General features: G+C 35.9%; 27 protein-coding genes. 16 read left to right on the top strand and 11 right to left on the bottom strand.

The window, feature by feature from the left end:
* Nucleotides 1–90 precede the first annotated feature (90 nt).
* The 10 genes from ES948_RS03255 to cobA all read left to right on the top strand — a co-directional run bounded on the left by ES948_RS03255 (nt 91) and on the right by cobA (nt 9,181).
* Nucleotides 91–1,203, top strand: a complete 1,113-nt coding sequence (locus tag ES948_RS03255; RefSeq protein WP_188109437.1) for a response regulator — start codon at nt 91–93, stop codon at nt 1,201–1,203.
* 211 nt (nt 1,204–1,414) lie between these two features.
* Nucleotides 1,415–1,741 (top strand): hypothetical protein, encoded by a 327-nt coding sequence (locus ES948_RS03250; protein WP_152183503.1) that lies wholly within the window; start codon nt 1,415–1,417, stop codon nt 1,739–1,741.
* 38 nt (nt 1,742–1,779) lie between these two features.
* Nucleotides 1,780–2,433, top strand: a complete 654-nt coding sequence (locus ES948_RS03245) for a c-type cytochrome (RefSeq protein ID WP_152183502.1) — start codon at nt 1,780–1,782, stop codon at nt 2,431–2,433.
* The gene (locus ES948_RS03240) at nt 2,423–3,862 is read left to right on the top strand and encodes a cbb3-type cytochrome c oxidase subunit I (RefSeq protein ID WP_152183501.1); all 1,440 of its coding nucleotides are present in this window, start codon (nt 2,423–2,425) and stop codon (nt 3,860–3,862) included. The genes ES948_RS03245 and ES948_RS03240 overlap by 11 nt, the downstream gene beginning before the upstream one ends.
* A gap of 9 nt (nt 3,863–3,871) precedes the next feature.
* Nucleotides 3,872–4,024, top strand: coding sequence for a hypothetical protein (locus ES948_RS10830; RefSeq protein ID WP_188109436.1), 153 nt, complete (start codon nt 3,872–3,874; stop codon nt 4,022–4,024).
* A 57-nt stretch (nt 4,025–4,081) separates the two neighbouring features.
* Nucleotides 4,082–5,719, top strand: a complete 1,638-nt coding sequence (locus ES948_RS03235) for a nitrite reductase (protein WP_152183500.1) — start codon at nt 4,082–4,084, stop codon at nt 5,717–5,719.
* A 196-nt stretch (nt 5,720–5,915) separates the two neighbouring features.
* Entirely contained in the window at nt 5,916–6,224 is a 309-nt protein-coding gene (locus ES948_RS03230) for a c-type cytochrome (protein ID WP_152183499.1), read from the top strand.
* Nucleotides 6,224–7,345, top strand: a complete 1,122-nt coding sequence (locus ES948_RS03225) for a radical SAM/SPASM domain-containing protein (RefSeq protein ID WP_152183498.1) — start codon at nt 6,224–6,226, stop codon at nt 7,343–7,345. Before ES948_RS03230 ends, ES948_RS03225 begins: the two co-directional genes overlap by 1 nt.
* Before the next feature lies 1 nt (nt 7,346).
* Nucleotides 7,347–8,444, top strand: coding sequence for a cytochrome D1 domain-containing protein (locus ES948_RS03220; RefSeq protein ID WP_152183497.1), 1,098 nt, complete (start codon nt 7,347–7,349; stop codon nt 8,442–8,444).
* Nucleotides 8,444–9,181 carry a uroporphyrinogen-III C-methyltransferase gene (cobA, locus tag ES948_RS03215; RefSeq protein WP_152183496.1) on the top strand — a complete coding sequence of 246 codons (738 nt, stop codon included), beginning with the start codon at nt 8,444–8,446 and terminating at the stop codon, nt 9,179–9,181. Before ES948_RS03220 ends, cobA begins: the two co-directional genes overlap by 1 nt.
* A gap of 1 nt (nt 9,182) precedes the next feature.
* Here cobA and ES948_RS03210 read toward each other — a convergent pair whose 3' ends face one another.
* Both ES948_RS03210 and ES948_RS03205 read right to left on the bottom strand, forming a co-directional pair.
* The gene (locus tag ES948_RS03210; RefSeq protein WP_188109435.1) at nt 9,183–9,785 is read right to left on the bottom strand and encodes a tetratricopeptide repeat protein; all 603 of its coding nucleotides are present in this window, start codon (nt 9,783–9,785) and stop codon (nt 9,183–9,185) included.
* Nucleotides 9,786–9,795: 10 nt separating this feature from the next.
* Nucleotides 9,796–9,990, bottom strand: a complete 195-nt coding sequence (locus tag ES948_RS03205; protein ID WP_152183494.1) for a hypothetical protein — start codon at nt 9,988–9,990, stop codon at nt 9,796–9,798.
* A 99-nt stretch (nt 9,991–10,089) separates the two neighbouring features.
* Here ES948_RS03205 and ES948_RS03200 point away from each other — a divergent pair, with 99 nt between their 5' ends.
* A complete protein-coding gene (locus ES948_RS03200) occupies nt 10,090–10,425 on the top strand; it encodes a hypothetical protein (RefSeq protein ID WP_152183493.1) in 336 nt (111 codons plus the stop codon).
* 59 nt (nt 10,426–10,484) lie between these two features.
* Nucleotides 10,485–11,378: a glycosyl transferase gene (locus tag ES948_RS03195; protein WP_152183492.1), complete on the top strand. Its 894-nt coding sequence runs from the start codon at nt 10,485–10,487 to the stop codon at nt 11,376–11,378.
* Here ES948_RS03195 and ES948_RS03190 read toward each other — a convergent pair.
* The 4 genes from ES948_RS03190 to ES948_RS03175 are packed head-to-tail and all read right to left on the bottom strand — an operon-like array spanning nt 11,375 to nt 13,822.
* Nucleotides 11,375–11,794 (bottom strand): thioredoxin family protein, encoded by a 420-nt coding sequence (locus ES948_RS03190; protein ID WP_152183491.1) that lies wholly within the window; start codon nt 11,792–11,794, stop codon nt 11,375–11,377. The two genes, ES948_RS03195 and ES948_RS03190, sit on opposite strands and share 4 nt — an antisense overlap.
* Nucleotides 11,778–12,851, bottom strand: a complete 1,074-nt coding sequence (locus ES948_RS03185; RefSeq protein WP_223176037.1) for a cytochrome-c peroxidase — start codon at nt 12,849–12,851, stop codon at nt 11,778–11,780. Before ES948_RS03185 ends, ES948_RS03190 begins: the two co-directional genes overlap by 17 nt.
* 27 nt (nt 12,852–12,878) lie before the next feature.
* A complete protein-coding gene (locus tag ES948_RS03180; RefSeq protein ID WP_152183490.1) occupies nt 12,879–13,256 on the bottom strand; it encodes a hypothetical protein in 378 nt (125 codons plus the stop codon).
* The gene (locus tag ES948_RS03175; protein WP_152183489.1) at nt 13,256–13,822 is read right to left on the bottom strand and encodes a precorrin-2 dehydrogenase/sirohydrochlorin ferrochelatase family protein; all 567 of its coding nucleotides are present in this window, start codon (nt 13,820–13,822) and stop codon (nt 13,256–13,258) included. The genes ES948_RS03180 and ES948_RS03175 overlap by 1 nt, the downstream gene beginning before the upstream one ends.
* Before the next feature lie 133 nt (nt 13,823–13,955).
* On the opposite strand from ES948_RS03175, the gene ahbA reads away from it, so the two are divergent.
* The 4 genes from ahbA to ES948_RS03160 are packed head-to-tail and all read left to right on the top strand — an operon-like array spanning nt 13,956 to nt 15,796.
* Nucleotides 13,956–14,951, top strand: coding sequence for a siroheme decarboxylase subunit alpha (ahbA, locus tag ES948_RS03170; RefSeq protein WP_152183488.1), 996 nt, complete (start codon nt 13,956–13,958; stop codon nt 14,949–14,951).
* Nucleotides 14,944–15,348: a hypothetical protein gene (locus tag ES948_RS03165; protein WP_152183487.1), complete on the top strand. Its 405-nt coding sequence runs from the start codon at nt 14,944–14,946 to the stop codon at nt 15,346–15,348. Before ahbA ends, ES948_RS03165 begins: the two co-directional genes overlap by 8 nt.
* Nucleotides 15,345–15,506, top strand: a complete 162-nt coding sequence (locus ES948_RS10825) for a hypothetical protein (RefSeq protein ID WP_188109434.1) — start codon at nt 15,345–15,347, stop codon at nt 15,504–15,506. The genes ES948_RS03165 and ES948_RS10825 overlap by 4 nt, the downstream gene beginning before the upstream one ends.
* Entirely contained in the window at nt 15,503–15,796 is a 294-nt protein-coding gene (locus tag ES948_RS03160; RefSeq protein WP_152183486.1) for a hypothetical protein, read from the top strand. Before ES948_RS10825 ends, ES948_RS03160 begins: the two co-directional genes overlap by 4 nt.
* A gap of 16 nt (nt 15,797–15,812) precedes the next feature.
* Here ES948_RS03160 and ES948_RS03155 read toward each other — a convergent pair whose 3' ends face one another.
* The 5 genes from ES948_RS03155 to ES948_RS03135 all read right to left on the bottom strand — a co-directional run bounded on the left by ES948_RS03155 (nt 15,813) and on the right by ES948_RS03135 (nt 19,689).
* Nucleotides 15,813–16,121, bottom strand: a complete 309-nt coding sequence (locus ES948_RS03155) for a metal-sulfur cluster assembly factor (protein ID WP_188109433.1) — start codon at nt 16,119–16,121, stop codon at nt 15,813–15,815.
* Between the two features lie 12 nt (nt 16,122–16,133).
* Nucleotides 16,134–17,369: a hypothetical protein gene (locus ES948_RS03150; RefSeq protein ID WP_152183485.1), complete on the bottom strand. Its 1,236-nt coding sequence runs from the start codon at nt 17,367–17,369 to the stop codon at nt 16,134–16,136.
* A 9-nt stretch (nt 17,370–17,378) separates the two neighbouring features.
* Nucleotides 17,379–17,726, bottom strand: coding sequence for a hypothetical protein (locus ES948_RS03145; RefSeq protein WP_152183484.1), 348 nt, complete (start codon nt 17,724–17,726; stop codon nt 17,379–17,381).
* An 86-nt stretch (nt 17,727–17,812) separates the two neighbouring features.
* Nucleotides 17,813–18,457, bottom strand: a complete 645-nt coding sequence (locus tag ES948_RS03140; protein ID WP_152183483.1) for a Crp/Fnr family transcriptional regulator — start codon at nt 18,455–18,457, stop codon at nt 17,813–17,815.
* Complete coding sequence (locus ES948_RS03135; RefSeq protein ID WP_152183482.1) at nt 18,457–19,689, bottom strand: glutamate-5-semialdehyde dehydrogenase; 1,233 nt, start codon at nt 19,687–19,689, stop codon at nt 18,457–18,459. Before ES948_RS03135 ends, ES948_RS03140 begins: the two co-directional genes overlap by 1 nt.
* Nucleotides 19,690–19,723 lie beyond the last annotated feature (34 nt).

Here is a 19,723-nt window from a genome sequence, read left to right as displayed (position 1 = left end):
ATAAAATTTAAAGTGATTATACAGCAAAATTGATTTAGGTTTAATTTTTTATACTGTATGATTGAGCAATATTTTATAAAAAGAGGGAATATGGACCTTATAGTTGCCTATCAAAACGAGCTTTTAGCTCTTGTAGCCATCTTAGTTGTAATTTTTATCTATCTTATAATAAAGAGAAAAACAACAAGTTCGTCAACTCAAAAACGTACTGAAGAAATTGTTACAGTAGAGACAACAAAACCAGTAGTTGAAGAGGTAGTTGCACAACAAGAGGAAGAAGTAGAAGCTCACGAGAAAGCAGTAGAAACAGAAGATACATCAGCTACTCTTCTTGATGGAAAAGAAGAAGGGGATTTTGGAGTAGTTGAAGAAAAAGATGCTGAGAAAGTTCAAGTAAAACAAAAGGTCATCAAAAAAAGAGAAGTACCACCGCATGCAAAAATTACAAAAGATGACTTTAAAGAGTTTTCCGGTCAGCGTATCTTGCTTGCTGAAGACAACATCATTAACCAGAAAGTTATTTTAGGGCTTTTGGCTGAGAGTGGTATTGATGTTGTTGTAGCAAATGATGGAGTTGAAGCTTTAGAGATTTTAGAAAAAGATGACAACTTTATTCTTATTCTTATGGATGCGCATATGCCTCGTATGGATGGTTTTGAAGCTACACGTAAAATAAGAAAAAATCCGGCACTTAACCATATTGTAGTTGTGGCTCTCAGTGGAGATACTGCAGCTGATGATATTAGAAAAATGACAGAAGCGGGAATGAGTGAGCATTTGGAGAAACCATTGAAAATGGATGCACTCTATGATGTTATATATGCATATACTCCAGATGAAAATGCAAGTAGTAGTCTAAACTATACTGAACTTGATATAGAAGAGGGAATGGAAATTTCAGGAAATGATACTGCTTTCTATCATGAAATTTTAAATGAATTTATAAACAGTTATAATAATGCCCATGAAGTTATTGAGTCCCTTATCAAACAGAACAACACAGAAAATGCGGATAGACTACTGTTGGATATTATCGGAGTATCGGCAAACATTGGAGCGCAAAAACTCACTGCAACTGCACGAGAATTCAAAACATCCTTAAATAGTGATGACAATGAAAAATCAAGACTTCTTTTTAAATTCAAAGAAGATTTTGAAAATTTAGTCAAAGAGATCAAAAGCTATCTTCTTACAAACAACTAGAACCTTTCTTGTTGTTTGTAGCGCTATTTCCTTAATGCTAAAATTGAGGAAAAAACTTCTATAGAAATCATCTATAAAGTAACACTTAAAATAAAATTTAACTAAATTTTATTACTTAACCATAATAATTGACTTAAATCAACCCTATTTCATCTAAAACTTTATACACTACATATGATTCTAAAATCTAACCTAAGTTTAAGGAAACAAAATGATTGATCCATCAATTGTTAGACCGGAGATAGCATTGGATGATTTCTTACCTATCTTTATTTCATCTGCACTTGTGTTAGTTTTTGGAGGAATTTATGTTGGTATATATACTGCAGTAAAAGTTAAACTGCTTAAACCATGGACTATGACTATAGCCTATAGTTTTTGGATGCTAACTGCCTATTGTTTGTATTTAATGGGAAGTTTGATGCATGTAGGTGATTTTACTGCAAAAGCTTTAGTTGTCGCTGCTATTGGATTGTTATTACTTCCATACGCAGTTTATTATATGCAAAATCAAGTTCATGAAGAGAATGAACATTGATAACTATATATTTTGGCAATAATTTATAGGAGGATACAGTGGCTAATAAATCTGTATGGAGTGACAATCGTTTCTGGCAACGTTCAGCAACGTGGGTTACAGGTTTTGCATCAATACTACTTATTTGGCTAACGTTTGATACGTCAGCTCAAATTGCAATGGGTAATGATGAAGACCTTAAAAACGGTGTAACAAAAAGGGTTCCAGGACCTACAGTTATTAACTATAAGATTACATATGAAATGGACGCAAAACGTGGTCATGAAGTTCCAGTAATTGGGGGAAAAGAGAAGTTTTTTGGTCGTGATGACTGGTCAGAAGAAGAAGCGAGAGCTCTGCTTCACTTAGGTAAACTAGGTTCACAGGCTAAAAACTGTATGGATTGTCATACACTTCTTGGAAATGGAGCTTATTATGCACCAGATTTAACAAAAGCATGGTTAGATCCGGCATGGGGACCAGATGGAGCTATGCAAGCATTAACTGGAAAAAATACAAAAGAAGAGGCAATGGCTGAATTCTTACAACATCCAGACCAATTCCCAACTCATGCTCGTATGATGCCTGATTTAGGAATCACAGCTGAGGAAGCAAAAGGTTTGGTTGCATTTTTAAAACATATGTCGTCTATAGATACAAATGGTTTCCCAAGAAACTTTGGACGTATGCAAGGAGCAATCAATGGCAAATAATCATTTAACATCAGAGTCAAAACAGTTAGCAACATGGTATTTTACTTTTGCTGCTATTCTTTTTGGTGCTCAATTACTTTTTGGTTTAGTAGCAGCGATTCAATATGTAATGCCTGGTTTTCTTTATGGAATTCTAGACTTCTCTATTGCAAGAATCTTACACATTAATGCACTCGTTGTATGGATGGTCTTTGCAATGTTTGGTTCAGTTTACTGGTTGTTACCGGATGAGACTGGTATTGAGACAGTAGGTATCAAGATCGGTAAACTCCTTTTCTGGATTTTTGCAGCTGCAATCGTTGTTGTTGTTCTTGTATATCTTTTTATTCAAGTCGGTCCTGCAGATGCAACTACTATTTGGTTTATTACTGAAGGTCGTGAATATATTGAAGCTCCACGTTGGGCTGACTGGGGAATCGTAGTTGTTGCTCTTGGATTTGTTGCAAACTTATTCCTTACTGGTATTAAAGGAAGACAATCTGGAATCGTAACAGTTTTAATGGCTGACATGATTGCATTTGCTGGTCTTTATTTAGCTGGTATGTTCTTTACTGACAACATTACAATTGATCAATACTGGTGGTGGTGGGTAATCCACTTATGGGTTGAAGCTACTTGGGAAGTATTTGTTGGTGCAATTGCTGCTTATGGTCTTATCACTATGATCGGTGCACACCGTAAAGTTGTTGAGATGTGGTTATGGATTGAAGTTGCAATGCTCTTTGGTTCAGGTATTTTAGGTCTAGGTCACCACTATTTCTGGATTGGTACACCTGAGTACTGGTGGGAAATCGGTGCATTATTCTCAGCACTAGAACCATTACCACTTGTTGCAATGTTTATCCACGTTCTTTATGATTGGGGTAAAACGCAAGGTGCAGAGATGGCAGATGAGCATACAGATGAAGCTCATGTTAAATCTGTTATTACAAACAAACCGGCATTTACATGGTTCGTACTTAATGCATTTGGTAACTTCTTAGGTGCAGGTATCTGGGGATTCTTCCATACATTACCTCAAGTAAACCTATATACTCACGGTACACAGTTTACATCAGCACACGGTCACTTGGCATTCTTTGGTGCATATGCGACTATTCTTGTTGGTATGATGTACATTGCAGTTCAAGGTACAAACGGCATCAAAGTAATGAAACATACAAAAGCTTCTCTATGGGGTGTTAGTTTAATTACTGGTGGTGTTGTAGGTATGACTGTAGCACTTACAATCGCTGGTTATGTTCAAGTATTGGTATCTCGTGCACAAATGGGTGCTACGTGGGCTGCATACTTTGATGGTCAAAGTGGTTTATGGTTTGCACAGGCAATGGATTGGAGACTTATTATGGGTACTGTTACATTCTTAGGTTTCTTATTCTTAGCAAAAGATTTACTTACAACTGGGAAAAACCCAGTTCACGAAAGATAAGGAGATAAAATGTTTGAACCATTTACAGACGTTGTGCCAAGCTTTTTCGGTTGGCTCAACCAAGGTCCTTTAACACTAACAATTTTTCTTCACACTGTGATTGTACTTCCAATGATTTGGATCTACTTCCAAGAGAAAAAACGTTTAGAAAACGAAAATTAGGTTGCCCTGGCTCCTTTGGGGCCATGCTTAATCTTCAATTTTAGAAGGAGAAATAAAATGAGATTAAATAAATTAGTTATGTCAGTTGCGGCTTTAGCAGTTGTAAGTTCAGGTCTTTTTGCGGGTACATCACATATGAATGTGGAAAAAGTATTTGAAAAAGAGTGTCAGGGATGTCACGGTCCAAACCATGAAGGTGGTGTTGGTTCTGACTTACGTCCAAAAGTTATCTCTAAGAAAAACTCTTATATGTTAGCAGAGACTATCCTTAACGGACGTCCGGGTACAGCTATGCCTCAATTTAAAGAGAAGTTTTCAAAAGCTGATGCAGATAAGATGGTTGACTATCTACAACATTTTAAAGGTAAGAAAATTGAAGTTCTTACTTTAGAGAATGTAAAAAAAGGATGGAAAAAACTTAACGACAGAATGAAATTCCTCAAAAAATATCCTCACGCAGCAGATGTTAAGAAAAATACAGATATTTGTTTCGTAACAGAGCGTGATGCTGCTCGTGTTGTTTTTATAGACGGTACAAGTGGTAAAGTATTATCGAAACACCCTGCAGGGTTTGCTGTTCACGTAACAGTAACGAACAAGCGTCAACCTCGTTATGCATATTCAATCTCTCGTTCAGGTTTAGTAACAATGTTCGATCTTAACACTCCGGGTCAACAAAAAATTGCTGAATGTCAAGTTGGTTCTGAATCACGTGGTCTTGCAGTTTCACCAGATGGTAAATACCTAATGGCTGGTAACTACGTTCCAGGTGGTGCTGTACTTATGGATGCTATGACATTAGAACCACTTAAAGTATATCCAACATCAAGTGTAATCGATACGGAAGGTAACATTGGTTCATCTCGTGTTGCTGGTATTTTTGACACTCCATATGGTCCATACATTGCATTTGCACTTAAAGATGCAGGGCATGTTTACATTGTTGACTATTCAAAAGAAGGTTTCCCAATCGTAGGTGATATTCCAAACATTGGTAAAATCCTCCATGATGGTCTTTTAAATGAAGGTGATGAGTTTGGTCGCTATCTCTTTATTGCATCACAAGGTTCTGATGTAATGGGTGTTGTTGACTTTAAAACGAAATCTTTAGTTGCTAAAGTATACACTGGTCCTGGTTCTAAGCCACACCCAGGTCAAGGTTCATCTTGGTATAACGACAAATACGGTCAACTTTTTGCTACAGACAGTATGAATGTTGGTAATGTAGTTATCTGGGATAAAAACTGGAATGTTGTTAAGAACGTAAGAACTGCTGGTGGTGGTCTTTTTGTCGGTACAAGTGAGCATACTCCATTTATCTGGGCAGATAATGTTCTTGGTGGACCTGCTAATTGGAATAAAGTACACTTAATCAACAAACAAACTTTAGAAGTTGATAGAATCATTACAGTAGGTACAAAACGTGGTACTGTAACCGATCCGGTTACTCATAAAGTACTTTACAGCTGGAAAGTACCAACTGTTAAAGATAAAAAAGGTAAAGTTGTAATTCCTAGAATCTTACATGCTGAACCTGCAAACCATGGTCACTGGACTATGATTTCTGAATGGAATGCTGGTCGTATCGGTATCTATGAAGCAAAAACTGGAAAATTTGTTAAATATATTAAAGGTTTAACAACTCCAACATTTACTTACTCTATCGAGCATAGACAAACTATTCCAGGTGCATAAGCACCCTCTTCTCCCCTTTTTGGGGAGAATTCTTCACTCCTTTATTCTGTCTATCAAAAACATTTCATTTTATAATTTTTTTTTATAAAATATTCAAATTTGTATAATTTACAAAATTCCTATTTTAGAGCCTATTTAAGGCATATTTCAAGCTTAGTTTTGCTAGAATATTACTTATATCAAAGAAAGAAAAACGATGAAAACTATTTTAATTTCACTACTGCTTTTTTCAAATTTACTCTTTGCTGATTCGCTAACAGGAAAAAAAGTTTTCCAAACTTACTGTTGGGGATGCCATCATCAAACAGCCATGGCTTTTGGACCTCCTTTTAGTGAGATAGCAACCAAAAGAACAAAAGCAGAGATAGAAGCTTACATCGCTTCTCCAAAGTCTATGTATAAAGCATTTGGATATAAAAGAACTGTTATGACACAACTGCATCTCAGTGCAAAAGAGTTAGATCTCATCAGTGACTACATACTCTCTTTTAAAGGAAAAAAATAATGTTTCGACTCTCCAACCTCATAGCTTCTGTTGTAGAAGATAAAAAAGAGAGAATACTAGACGGAAGTATCGCTATTTGGAACTTTACAAACCGTTGTAACCTTTCATGCTTGCACTGTTACTCAAAATCAACCTTGGATGAAGTTGATACACTGACAACTCAGCAGATTAAAAAAACCATTCTAGAGATGAAAGAAAACGGTGTCAAGTTCATTATCTTCTCCGGTGGTGAGCCGCTTACAAGAAAAGACCTGTTTGAAATTGCCGAGTTTTGTAGACAAAACGGTATCATCACCTATCTCTCAAGTAACGGTCTTTACTTTACAAAAAGCAATATCAAAAAGATCACCGAAACATTTAACTATGTCGGTGTCAGTATCGATGGTGATGAAGCAACACATGACTATTTTCGGGGACTCAAAGGAGCCTTTAAAGAGACACTCAAAGCAGTTCTGCTTGCGAATGATACAGGTTCAAAAGTAGGTATCCGCTTTACTATGACAAAAGATACTATTGACTCCTTAGAGTATATTTTTGATTTGGCAGAAAAACACAATATTCCTAAAATCTATGTCTCGCATCTTGTTTATTCAGGACGAGGTCTTGATAACTTGAAAATGGATTTGACAAAAGAACAACGCCGCAGGGCTGTAGAGTTCATTTTAGATAAAGCCTTTGAGTATTATGAGACAGGTCGCGATATTGAAATAGTTACCGGGAATATGGAGATGGATGCCATTTTACTTTTAGAGAAATTTGGCAAAAAATATCCAGAACTGAAAGAGAAAATGAGAGACAGACTTGTTAAATGGAGTGGAAACTCTGCAGGACGTAAACTTCTTAACATAAACTCTGAAGGTGATGTTCGTCCCGACCCGTTCTTCCCGCTTATTGTCGGTAATATCATCAACCAAGACTTTGGTGATATCTGGCAGGGAGGAGAACTTTTAGACCAGTTAAGAGTCCACCCTAGAAAACAGATAAGTGGAATCTGTGCAACTTGTAAACAGATCGATATCTGTAACGGAGGCAGTCGTGCGCGTGCATATGCAATCAGTGGAGACCTATGGGCTGAAGACCCGTCATGCTATTTAACAAAAGAAGAAAGAGAGACTATTTAAAATGATACAAAAACTTTTTACCACAATCCTATTATTGCTCTTAGCTAATAACTATCTGAATGCAAAAGAGAAAATCTTTGTTGTAGAGCGAGAAAGCAATTCTGTTGCTGTTGTTATCAATGACCTGCCAAAATCACATATGACAGGTATGCACAATATGAACCATGGAGTTATCAAATTTTATGGGAATGATGGCTATCTTATCTCTCGTGATGGTTATGTTGTGCGATTTGATCCTCGCAGTGAGAAAAAACTTGATGAGTACAAAACAAGTAAAAGTGCTATCGGTTTTGTCATAGCAAAAAACTATGTAGCGGTTGCAAACTATGATGACAAGAGTGTAGATATTCTCTCACGTGATTTAAAGCCACTACAAAAGATCAAAACCGGCTCTCGTAACGTGGGTATAAAAATCTATAAAAACTATCTGATTTTTTCAGAGATGGACAATGATGCCATTGCTATCTATAAAGATGAAAATGAAAAAAAGGGACAACCAAAGTTCAAACTCTATAAAGAGTTCAAAGATGTCGGTGTTATGCCTTTTGATGCAATGATAAAAGGGGATAAATATATCAATGGTTTTTTCCAAAGTCCTTGGTTTGGTGTTGTTGATTTAGACAGCATGCAATTTGAAAAGATTCAACTTAAACTCGATGATAGAAAACCGGTACTGAAAGTCCCTCATTTTGGTTTTTGGTCCATCAGCGATTCAAAAGTTTTCATTCCTGCAGTTGGAGATAACAAAGTCTTTGTTTATACACCTGATTTTAAATTTTTAAAAGCGATAAAAACAGAAGGTTTACCAGTATTTACTGCGCTATCTCCTGATAAAAAATATTTAGCTGTTACCTTTTCCGGGAACAAATTTCCGGTCATTCAAATTATTGACACAAAAACGCTAAAAGTCATCAAAAGATTTGCATTTGATGGTAAGATACTTCATGTCAGATGGTCGAATGAAGCACCGAAACTCTATGTTTCTGTAAACGATACAAATAAATTAGCGATAATCAATACAAAAGGCTGGTGGTTACAAAAAGAGATATTTACAATTAAAAAACCATCAGGGATTTTCATCTATGAGGAGAAGAGATAATGGGCAAAGTATATTTAACAGGCGCTGGTCCAGGAGATGTTGAGCTTTTAACGATCAAAGCACACAGAGTTATTACCCAAGCCGATGTTATCATTTATGACCGTCTTGCCAATCCTGAGATTTTAGATATGGCAAAAGATGGATGTGAGTTTGTTTATGTCGGAAAAGAGGATGGGAAACACACATTACCACAAGATGAGATAAATGAAGTTATCTATCAAAATGCTCTCAAGCACAATGTTGTAGTACGTCTCAAAGGTGGTGACCCTTTTGTCTTTGGTCGTGGTGGTGAAGAAGGAGCATATCTTCATGAGCGAGATATAAAGTTCGAGATTATTCCAGGTATCACCTCAGCTGTAAGTGTGCCTGCCTATGCAGGCATTCCTGTAACTCATCGTGGAGTAGCTGTTAGTTTTCGCGTAGTAACAGGACATGAATCCCCAAATAAAAAAGAGTCACAGATCCCATGGGAAAACTTTAAAACAGATGATACGATTGTCTTTTTAATGGGACTTCATAATCTAGAAAAAATCTCTTCAAAACTCCAAGAAGTAGGAAAACCGAAAGATTATCCGTGTGCCGTTATCTCACGTGGTACTACAAAAGACCAGAGTGTTGTGATTGGGACATTGGAGAATATTGTCCAAAAAGCAAAAGGTGTCCCTACTCCTGCACTTATTATTGTCGGACATGTTGTTGAGTTGCGTGAGCAACTGAAATGGTTTGAGAAAAACTAAACTACTCTTTTTTAGCAGCCTCTATCTCTTTTAAGAGATCAGCTGCCTGAATATCTCCATCTTTTACATTTTCACTCAGCCACTGTTTTGCCTTTTTAAAATTTAATGCTTGCATATAAACTCTTCCAACATTATGTTGTGCAGCGATATGTCCTGATTCGGCCGCTTTTTCTAAAAGTGATGCTGCATAATTTAGGTCCTGTTTTACTCCATCACCGTTATAGTACATGAGTGCCAGATTGTATGTAGCGTCACTATTACCTTTCTCAGAAGCGATTTGCAGATATTTTGCCGCTTTTTGTAAATCTTTTTCGACATTTATACCTGAGAGATACATCATTCCCAAATCAAAGCAGGCTCTTTTATCACTACTATCAGCAGCCGTTTGTAACCATTTGAGTCCTTTTTGCTGACTTTTTTGTATGCCGATACCATTAAAGTAAAGGTAACTCACTGCATTTTGTGCAGTTATATCACCTTTCTCAGCAGCCTCTTTATAAAGTCTAAATGCTTTTTTATATTCTTGATTTTTATATGCCTGCAATGCTTCTTGTGTTGAAGCATAAAGAGAAACTACCATTAAAAACACTAATAGAATTTTCATATACAAACTCCTAAACATAATAAAGCAGCAGTGACAGTGTCAAAGCAAACAGAAACGTCACTGAAACCATTACAGCTCTTTTTTTCGACTCTTCGATATTATATTTTTTTTCCAAATATTCACTTGCTTTTATTCCCGGATAGATACTAAATAACAACATTGGAAATGTCATAACTAAAATAATGACTATGTCTTGTGAACCCATTAAAATCCATTCAATTCAAAGTTTTTTTATAATTATTATTATATCATATTAAGGATACCTAACTTGTTTATGGGTTGAAAAATATAAAAGGAAAACAAAATGAAAAAAATTATTATCTTAAGCGTAACTGTTCTACTCTCTTCATTACTTTTTGTATCATGTAGTGCCACAACAGGAGCTCATGTTGATGCAAAAACTGCAGATTATACATACTTTAAAGAGATGCCATTGCAAAAAGTTCATAAGCTCATTGTAGAAGCGGGTGAAGATGATGGTTGGAGAATGACAGAATTTAAAGAAAATGAACTTATAGCAGAAAAAACAGAAAATGGTGAAACAAAAGCTGTAACAGTTGAGTTTTCAAAAGATTATTTTCATGTGACACCACATAATGGTGATTTAGAGGATGCAATCGAAGATAAACTTGGATTATAAACTCCTATTTATATAATTTTGCTACACTTTATCTATCAATAGATAAGGGTAGTAAAATCATGGATTTTTTCAAATATATACACGCTGTCGGCACAGGTCTAAAAGGGAATCGAGATCTTAGTTTCGATGAAGCAAAAGATATGATGCAACAGGTTCTAAACCAAAGTGTTCCAAGTGAGCAAATTGCGGCTTTTTTACTTGGATGGAGACTCAAACCGGAAACGACAGAAGAGTTTCGTGGTGCGATTGCTGCTTGCGATGAACATATTACAAAATCTGAAATAAAAAACTCTCTTGAACTTGGTTATCCTTTTGACGGGAAAGCCAAAAATCCTTATATTTTTCCACTAGTGGCCAAAGCACTTGAGAAACAAAATCTAAAGCTTGTCATTATCGGCGATGAAAAACAACCTGCTAAAGATGGTATAACGATTAAAGAGATAGTCTCACAAATCAAATTACATCCTAATATACACTATTTTGACAGAAAAGAGTTTTTTAACAAACTTCATAAACTTACAGAGATAAGGAACAGGCTTGGTCTACGAAGTGGATTTAACACAATTGAGAAGCTCCCCGGAGTTGCAAAAAGTGAATATGCAATTATAGGAGTTTTTCATAAACCTTATGTAAAAAAATATGCACAGATTTTTTCTGACAGATATAAAAAATTTGCACTCATCCAAGGGAATGAGGGAACACCTGAACTCTTTTCAAAAGGTCGTCTATGGATGGTAGAGAATGAAGATGTTCAAGAGTACATTATTGACCCTGAATATTTTGGTATACACTATAAAAAATCATGGGATAAAATATCTCTAGAAGAGTCATCCCAGCAGTTACACAGTCCATCCGATGAGTTCTTAAAACTAGCACGCTTAAATGCTGCTGTTTATCTTTTTGTAACACAAAATGCGCCAACTATTGAGGATGCGTATGATATGCTCTCTTAATGGCACTCTGAGAGTTTCTCTACTATTTTTCTAGGAGTTATGATACCTTCAAGAGGGTCACATAAAAAAAGCTCCTCAGAGCTTAAAAAAAAGAGTGCCGGATATGTTGTCGTGTAAAGTAACTCTATCGGATAACTCTTTTTAGCATGACTACGTACAATAACAGCTATAAAATCTTTATTGATATCTTTTATATATTTTTGATTTAAAAAGCTCTCTTTGATAATCGCATTACTTTCTTTTGTGTCCTCTTCTATCAAAAACACTAAGATATTTTTATACTCTTGATTTGCTTGTTTCCTTACAGATTCATAATCACTCTGCCAAGCAACATGACTTGCGTGAGAAAGTACACTGCAAAGTAAAAAAACTACTATTAGATGAAGAGAGAAGCACTTTTTACTTTGTAATTCCATAATCGACTATCTCACCATCAAGAGACTTTAAAAAAGCTTCAAGTCCATCTAGCTGCTTTTTCGTCAGATCAATTCCAAGTTGATACTTTGCCATGATTTTTATTGCTTCGGGAAGTGTTTTAACTACACCGTTATGAAAGTATGGAGCAGTTTTGGAAACATTTCGTAGTATTGGCACACGAAAATAACGAGTCTGGTCTTTTCCTAAAAAATCACCAATGTTTTCAAATGGGTATGGATGGTACTTTTTAAAATTAAAACTCATCTGTGAAAAATGTCGCTTATGTGTTTTGTCATCAAAAGTCGTTGTCAAATCTATGATGCTGTTATAGTCTCGCAGTGGAAACTTTTGAATTTTCTGACCACCGACAGCCGGACCAAAATGGCAAGCCTTACACCCCATGTCTATAAAAAGATTGAGTCCATACTGCTCTTTTTGCGTAAGGACCTTTTCATTTCCCTCTAAAAAATCATCATAACGGCTTCGTGTAACTAAAGTTTTCTCATATGCAGCGATTGCTTTTGTAATATTGTCAAATGTAATCTCATCTTCGCCGTCAATATCTTCAAAAGCATTGACATACTCTGGATTTTCTTTGACTCTCTGCTCTATTAGTTCTGGAGTAGATGCCATCTCGAATGTTGCCTGAGACGGGCCTTTTGCCTGCTCACGCAGAGACTTAGCTCTACCATCCCAAAAAAGATGTTTTGAATATGCGGTATTGAGTACTGTTGGAGAGTTAAGATGAGAGGGATTTGGACGCTGTTTGTAACCTATGGCAGTTGGTTTTCCATCAACACCACCCTTTTTAAGGTCATGACATGTTGCACAGGCAATCGTTCTGTCACGTGAGAGATTTTTATCGAAAAAGAGCTTTTTACCCAAGATGATTTTCTCTTTACGAAGAGGATTGTACTTGTCATCAACTTCACTTTTTAAAGTCTCATAATCTTTAGGAATAGGCTTTAAACCTTTATCCAATGCTTTTTGACGTAAGTCATCATATCCACTTACTACCATTACAAAGGCAAGTAACAAACCTATTCCTCTCATCATAAAACTCCCTTCCCTCTTTTTTAAGAGCTATATACCAAAAAAGTTATGTAACCATTCTCTCTCTTTTTGTGTTTGAATAAAGATTTTCGTAATCGTTTGATTGTTATCTCCTATTACAACTACTTCGTTCCCTTCGACTCTTAAATGCTTTTTACCCCATTGTTGGTCCAGATCATCCATTCTATAAAGAGCATCTGCAGCATTTGGCTTCTCTTTTTCACCTGTCTTTACATTTAAAATTGTAAGTCCTCCCATTCTTTTTTCAAACTTATAGGGACTGTATACTTTGATTTCTTTATAAATTCTTGCCTCTTTCTCATTTGGTGTCGCTTTTTGTATAGCAATAAATCCAAGTATGAAAAATGCGAACATAACACCTAGAAAAATACCTTTTTTAACATTCATTATTTACTCCAATTTTGTATATATTTTTTTGCTTTTTCATCAAGCATCTTCATTCTCTCTTTGCCTTTTGGCAAGCTCTCACGCAGACTTCGCATCTCACGTAAAAATGTACCGATATTCTCAGGAATCAAATTCTGCAGATATCGTCTTAGATGTTTTGCCATTGCAGGTGAAGCACCTGAAGTGGAAACGGCAATGGTCAAATCATCTTTTTTTATGTAAGATGGAAAGATAAAATCACAATAATCTACTGAATCCACTGCATTACACAAGCATTTATATTTTTTTGACTCCTCAAAAATTGCAGCTTGTAGAGGAATATCATCTACTGCGATGATAACAACGGCATATGCTGCGATATCACCTTCCTTATATGCTCTTTTTTCAAAGTGTAGATTATTTTCTTTTACCTTTTCTAACATCTCATCTGAAAACTCCTGTGCTATCAGATCGATATCATCTGTAAAGTCTAAAAGATGCACTAACTTCTCATAGGCAATATTACCACCGCCTACAATTAAAATCTTTTTATCATCTAGTTTTAAAAAAGCTGGAAAATAGCTCATTTATACCTTTCTTTTTAGCTAATTGTAAAATCATATCATATTATTACAATACTTTATTGACAAACATCAATTTAAATTTATATAAAGATAGATACAATCATCAAATACAAATAAATAATAAAGAAAACAATAGATGAAACAAGAGATATTATCAAGAATACAAAAGAAGTTTCCTTTAGTACCAAAACCTTTTGCTGTTATAGCAGATGAACTTGGTATCAGTGAGGATGAAGTTTTAAAAATTTTGCAAGAAGAGAAAAAAGCAAATATTATTCGTCAAACTTCTGCTATCTTTGATACAAAGAGATTAGGCTATAAATCATCGCTCGTAGCTTTTAAAATTCCAAAAGAGAAGATAATTGCTGCTGTAAAAGTTATTAATGCCCACCCTGGCGTTTCACACAATTATGAAAGAAACCATGATTTTAACATCTGGTTTACAATGGCTGTTGCACCTGACTCTGCTTTAGGACTTGAGAGAACCATAGAGATTCTAGCGAAATTGACAGAGGCTGAAGATTATATCATGCTTCCAACACTCAAACTCTTTAAAATCAATGTAAAGCTCAACACTACAGGAAAAGATGAGAAAAAGGAGACGGTCAAAAAAGTCGTTCACAAAGAGATAGAGCTCACACCACTGCATCATAATATTATCATGAAGGCTCAATATGACATCGAATTTATCAGTGAGCCTTTTAAAAAGATTGTAGATGAGCTAAATATTGACTATGATACATTCTTCTCTATTTTACAGGAATTGCAAGATGCAGGAATCATGCGACGTTTTGCATCGATTCTCAATCATCGTAAAGCCGGTTTCAATGCAAATGCGATGGTTGTCTGGGATGTTGATGAAGAAAATGGAGAGAGTATCGGAGAAAAAGCTGCTGCATTTTCTGCAGTATCACACTGTTATCTGCGTCCAAAATATCCAAACTGGCCATACAATCTTTTTACAATGGTCCATGGAAAAACTACAGAAGAGACAAATGCTATTATCGAAGAGATGGCAAGTGAGATAGAGTCCAAGTCTCATATGCCGCTCTACTCTTCACGTGAGTTTAAAAAAGTTCGTATAGAGTACTTCACACCAGCATTTAAAGAATGGGAGGAAAACAATGGATAGATTTTTTGAACTGGAAATTCCATACATAGTGATAATGCTATTTTTCTTGGCAGTCACTGCTTTTGTTACAACAAGAGACTTTATGCCTCGTGTTGCTTTTAAACGTGGTATGCTAGGTGTTTTTGGCATCTTTGCCATAATGATCGGTATTCACTACTATGTTACAAGTGCACGAATGGAAGGTGTCAAAGAGATTTTCAACAAAGGTGAGACCATCATCTGTGAAAATAAAATGAGAAGAACAATATCGCAGTCGGTACTTATTTCAAAAGAGCTTGGATGGCATATTGATGGGGATTATTTTAAAAATCCTGACTATGTAAGAGATTTTCATACAGCTCGCTGTGTTGATTATGCACCCATAGCTGCAAAAGCAAAAGAAGACAACAAACAATGATGCAAATATTCAAAAGATACTCTATGGCGCTTCTTTTTTTGCTCTTGGTCATTATTTTAATGCTTGCAGGCACACTTGGTGTCAAAAGTTTTGGTGACCATCTCTTTAAAGATGCAAACATTACAATCAAACCTGAAGGAGAAAGGATAGCGTTATGAGTCTTGCACTACTACTTGGTATTGGAATTGTAATCACTGTAATTTTTCACTTTATTGGTGTCTATGCAGGTGCGAAAAAGATTGTATGGACAGCTATTATACTCATCTGGGCAGGAGTTATCTCAGTTGCTACAAGTGAGGTAAAACCAAAAGCATACGATGAGATCAAAAAGATGCAGGGAAAATATGAAGAGACAGATAAACTCATAGAAGAGGCAATGCCTGAAGTATCACTCTATGAGCTTATCAAAATTAAAAATAGCTATTTAGAACATAAAAATAAAAAGTAAAGTACTCCTTTACTTTTTATAAAGCTCCCAATGCTTTTTTGACATTATCATCAGCCATTGAGATATTCCACTCAGGCTCCCAAACCACTTCAACATCTACATCTTTGACATTTGGCAGTTTTTCTACGGCCTCTTTTACCCACTGCAGTATCATCTGATGAAGGGGACACGCTTTTGTTGAGAGTGTCATAGTTACTTTGACATTTCCTTCATCATCACTGCTTGCATCATAGATAAGTCCCATCTCAACAAGGTTAAATCCCACCTCTGGGTCAATCACTGTTGATATTGCTTTAAAGAGTTCCTCTTTAGTATACATTGCCATAAATATATCCTTTTATTTAAAATTTATCATATAAAAAACACTTCGTACAAAGGCTAGTGAACCAATGACTAAAAATGAAGCGCCTGCACCCATAAGTAGATTGGAGCCTAGTAGTATTGCAGCAGTTACAAGCAAGACTCCAGTCGCAGAATAGATAAGCTGAGCCTGAGAGCTTTTATAAGGCACCATATCTGCGAGCATTGGAACTTTTTGCTTTCCTACAAGTGGAGAGAACTTTTCAAACCATACTAAAAAAGGAATGATTTTATAGATATGCCCAGTAATGAGAAAAGCAAAAAATCCAAAAAAGAGCAGCCATGCAGCAGCAAGCAGATAACTCTCCTTGCCAACTAAAAAATAGAGTGCTCCAATCACTAAAACAAAAAGCATCGCACTGTATGAAAACATCAGTGAAAGTGCATAAACATCATTCTCTTTTCTTGGCCTTGTTTTATAGATGACATAAATCAGATAAAAATAGGAAATCATTGCAACAAATGCCATAGCATACGCCAAATATGCAAGCCATGAAATATTAAACAATGAAGAAATTATCACAAAGACAACAGCTACACTCATCAGTGTCATACCTATCTCCAAGGGCTTTAAAGAGAAACTGTGTGAAAGTGTAAACATAGGGACCAGTACAATTGAGAGTCCCATAATCGTAATAACAATATATCCACCAATGACAGAGTAGACATGTGCCTTTAAAAGTACATTGATATCAAAAGAGAGTGTCCCTGCATATGCAAGAGCCATTAAAAGACCAAAGATAATCCCAAAAAATAAAAAAGTATTGGATATCAGAACACTGCTCATAACCAGTGTCAGCTTCTCTACTTTAAACATTGTCAGAAAAATTTCACCCACAAATATCATCATTGAGATTAGAACAACAACTCCCCCATAGGGAAGCAGTGCAGGAGAGTACAAAAAGCCAAATACCATTAACAGACTACCAATTAACAGTAGTGGCCATATGGCATAAAAAAGTTCTACTCCAAAATGTCCAACTTCCAATACAACAGGAACAAGTTGTGCCATCGCACCAAAAATAATCATCATTACAAAACCAAGCAGAAAAAGATGCACAAAAGCAAGCATTTTTGGCTCTGCAAAACTAAGCATTGTAGCATCAAAGAAAAAAAGATAAAATGATGAAAAAAAGTAAAAAAGACTCCCCACAATAAAAAAGGGAGCTATTAGTTTAAAAGGCGGGGCAAAATCTTGCGATATTTTAACCATTAGTTTTTATCACCCTCCACAGCTGGTCTGCGTGAGGTCTGATTCTGAAGCAGCATCAGGATTATAGGAAAAAACCACCTTTACAAGCCCATCAGGCAAATCTTGGACAACATAACGGACATCATCTTCAAGTTTTCCAAAAAGTCCTCCTGGAGTTTTGTGGTTAATCATTACAAGTGTGTCATTTGTTCCTTTAATCAGTCCAAGCCCACTCATTGCATTGACCATTGGATGTGGAGGGCCCTCCTTTGATGTGTCAAAATAGTATGTGCTCTGCCCATCTTTTTCGAGTTTATAAAAATCTACAGTTGCACCTTCTACAGTTATCTTTTGTGCGTCTTGGGGAATATGTGACATCAAAAATCCTTTATCTATTAAATATATATAAGATTGTAATTTAATAAGATAAAGTATGCGTTGATATATATCAACAAATAACTAAATTATTCAAAAAGTATCGTTAATGCTTCATGATTTTTAATAGTATAGCTGCTGCCCTCTTTCTCAATAAAGCCTAGCTTAGCAAACTTTTTAAACACTCGTGAGAGTGTTTCAGGTGTCATATGAAGATATTGCGCAAGTTGATTGTGTTTCATCTGCAGTGCATCTTCATTTTCACAGATATATTTTGCTACTCTTGCAGTTGAATCGAGAACAATGTTGAGTGCTATGACATCCTCAAGATATTTGATCTTCTGTGTGAGAGATTTAAAAAAGGCAAAAGCGATATCAGGAGAACATAAAAAATTCTCTTTAAACTTTATAAAATCTATCTCTATAACTGTACCGTCTGTCTCAAAGGCAGCAGATGCAGGATAGGGAACTCCTTCAAAAACTGCCATCTCAGCTATCAATGACTTAGGATTAAAACGATGCAGGACTATCTCATTGTTTTTTGGGTCTGTTTTATAGACTTTTAAAATACCATCAGTTAAAAGTGTCAAAAAACGAGGTTCATCCTTCTCATAAAAAAGCACCTCTCCTTTGGAAAATCTTCTTTTACGTGAGATAGTCGCAAGCTGGTCTAACTCCTCTTGAGAAAGATTTTCAAAAAACTTAATATCCCTTAATTCATTTACACTTTGCATTATCTAATCTGTCCATTTCCATAAATTTTATACTTATATGTTGTCAGTCCTTCAATCCCCATTGGACCTCTCGCATGCAGCTTATTTGTTGATATACCAACTTCTGCACCAAAACCAAAAGCACCCCCATCAGTAAAACGTGTTGAAGCATTTACATAAACTGCTGCGGCATCTATGGCATTTAAAAATGTCTCTGCTGCTTTGATGTTCTCCGTAATGATAGACTCAGAGTGTCCTGATCCAAAGCGTACAATATGCTCAATTGCCCCTTCAACACCCTCCACTACTTTTATATTTAAGATATTTGCCAAATATTCAGTATCAAAATCAGCATCTGTTGCGTGAGCTACTGTAATAATTTCCTGTGTAGAAGCACACCCTTTTAACTCAGTATGAGCCTCATCAAACGCCTCTTTGAGTTTTGGTAGTGCCTCTTTTGCGATTGCTCTGTCAACAAGCAGTGTTTCCATAGCATTACAAACACCTGGACGCTGTACTTTTGCATTGATGGCAATTTTAATGGCATCTTCCATATTTGCATCTCTATCTATGTAAGTATGACACTGTCCTTTGTCATGCTTAACAACACTTACAGTAGCATTTTGACTTACATACTTGATAAGCCCTTCCCCACCACGAGGAATAATTAAATCAACATATTTATCCATCTTGATTAGTTGCGCCACACCCTCACGTGAGGAGTCTGGGATTAAAGAGATAAGCTCTTTTGGCAAACCGTTTTTCTCTAAAGTAGCCTGCAATACTTTAGCAATCGTCTTATTTGAGTTCTCTGCCTCTTTTCCACCTTTAAGTACACAGACATTTGAGCTTTTAAAGCAGAGTGCTGCTGTATCACTTGTTACATTTGGACGTGATTCATAGATAATACCAATCACACCGATAGGAATGGAGACTTTCTCAATTTTTAGCCCATCTTCTGTTACCCAACCATCTAAAATTCTTCCAACAGGATCTTTTAATCCTGCTATCTCTTCGATAGCCACAGCCATGGCATCTATACGACTTTCATCTAAAAAAAGTCTATCCATAAGTGCTGATGAGAGCTGATTTTTCTCACCATCAGCCATATCTTTTGCATTGGCTTCAAGAAGCTCCATTGTATTGGCACGCAGTGCTTCTGCCATCTCTTTTAATATTCTGTTTATCTCTGCACCACTGAGTGTATTAAAAACTCTGCTTGCAGCTTTTGCCTCTTGTAAAAATTTTTTCATTGTTCTTCACCTAAATTTATTAAATTAATTAAAT

Source organism: Sulfurimonas indica (assembly GCF_009192995.1).
GTDB lineage: Bacteria > Campylobacterota > Campylobacteria > Campylobacterales > Sulfurimonadaceae > Sulfurimonas > Sulfurimonas indica.
Note: the sequence above shows the minus strand (reverse complement) of the source record. Positions and strands in the feature narration are given on the sequence as shown.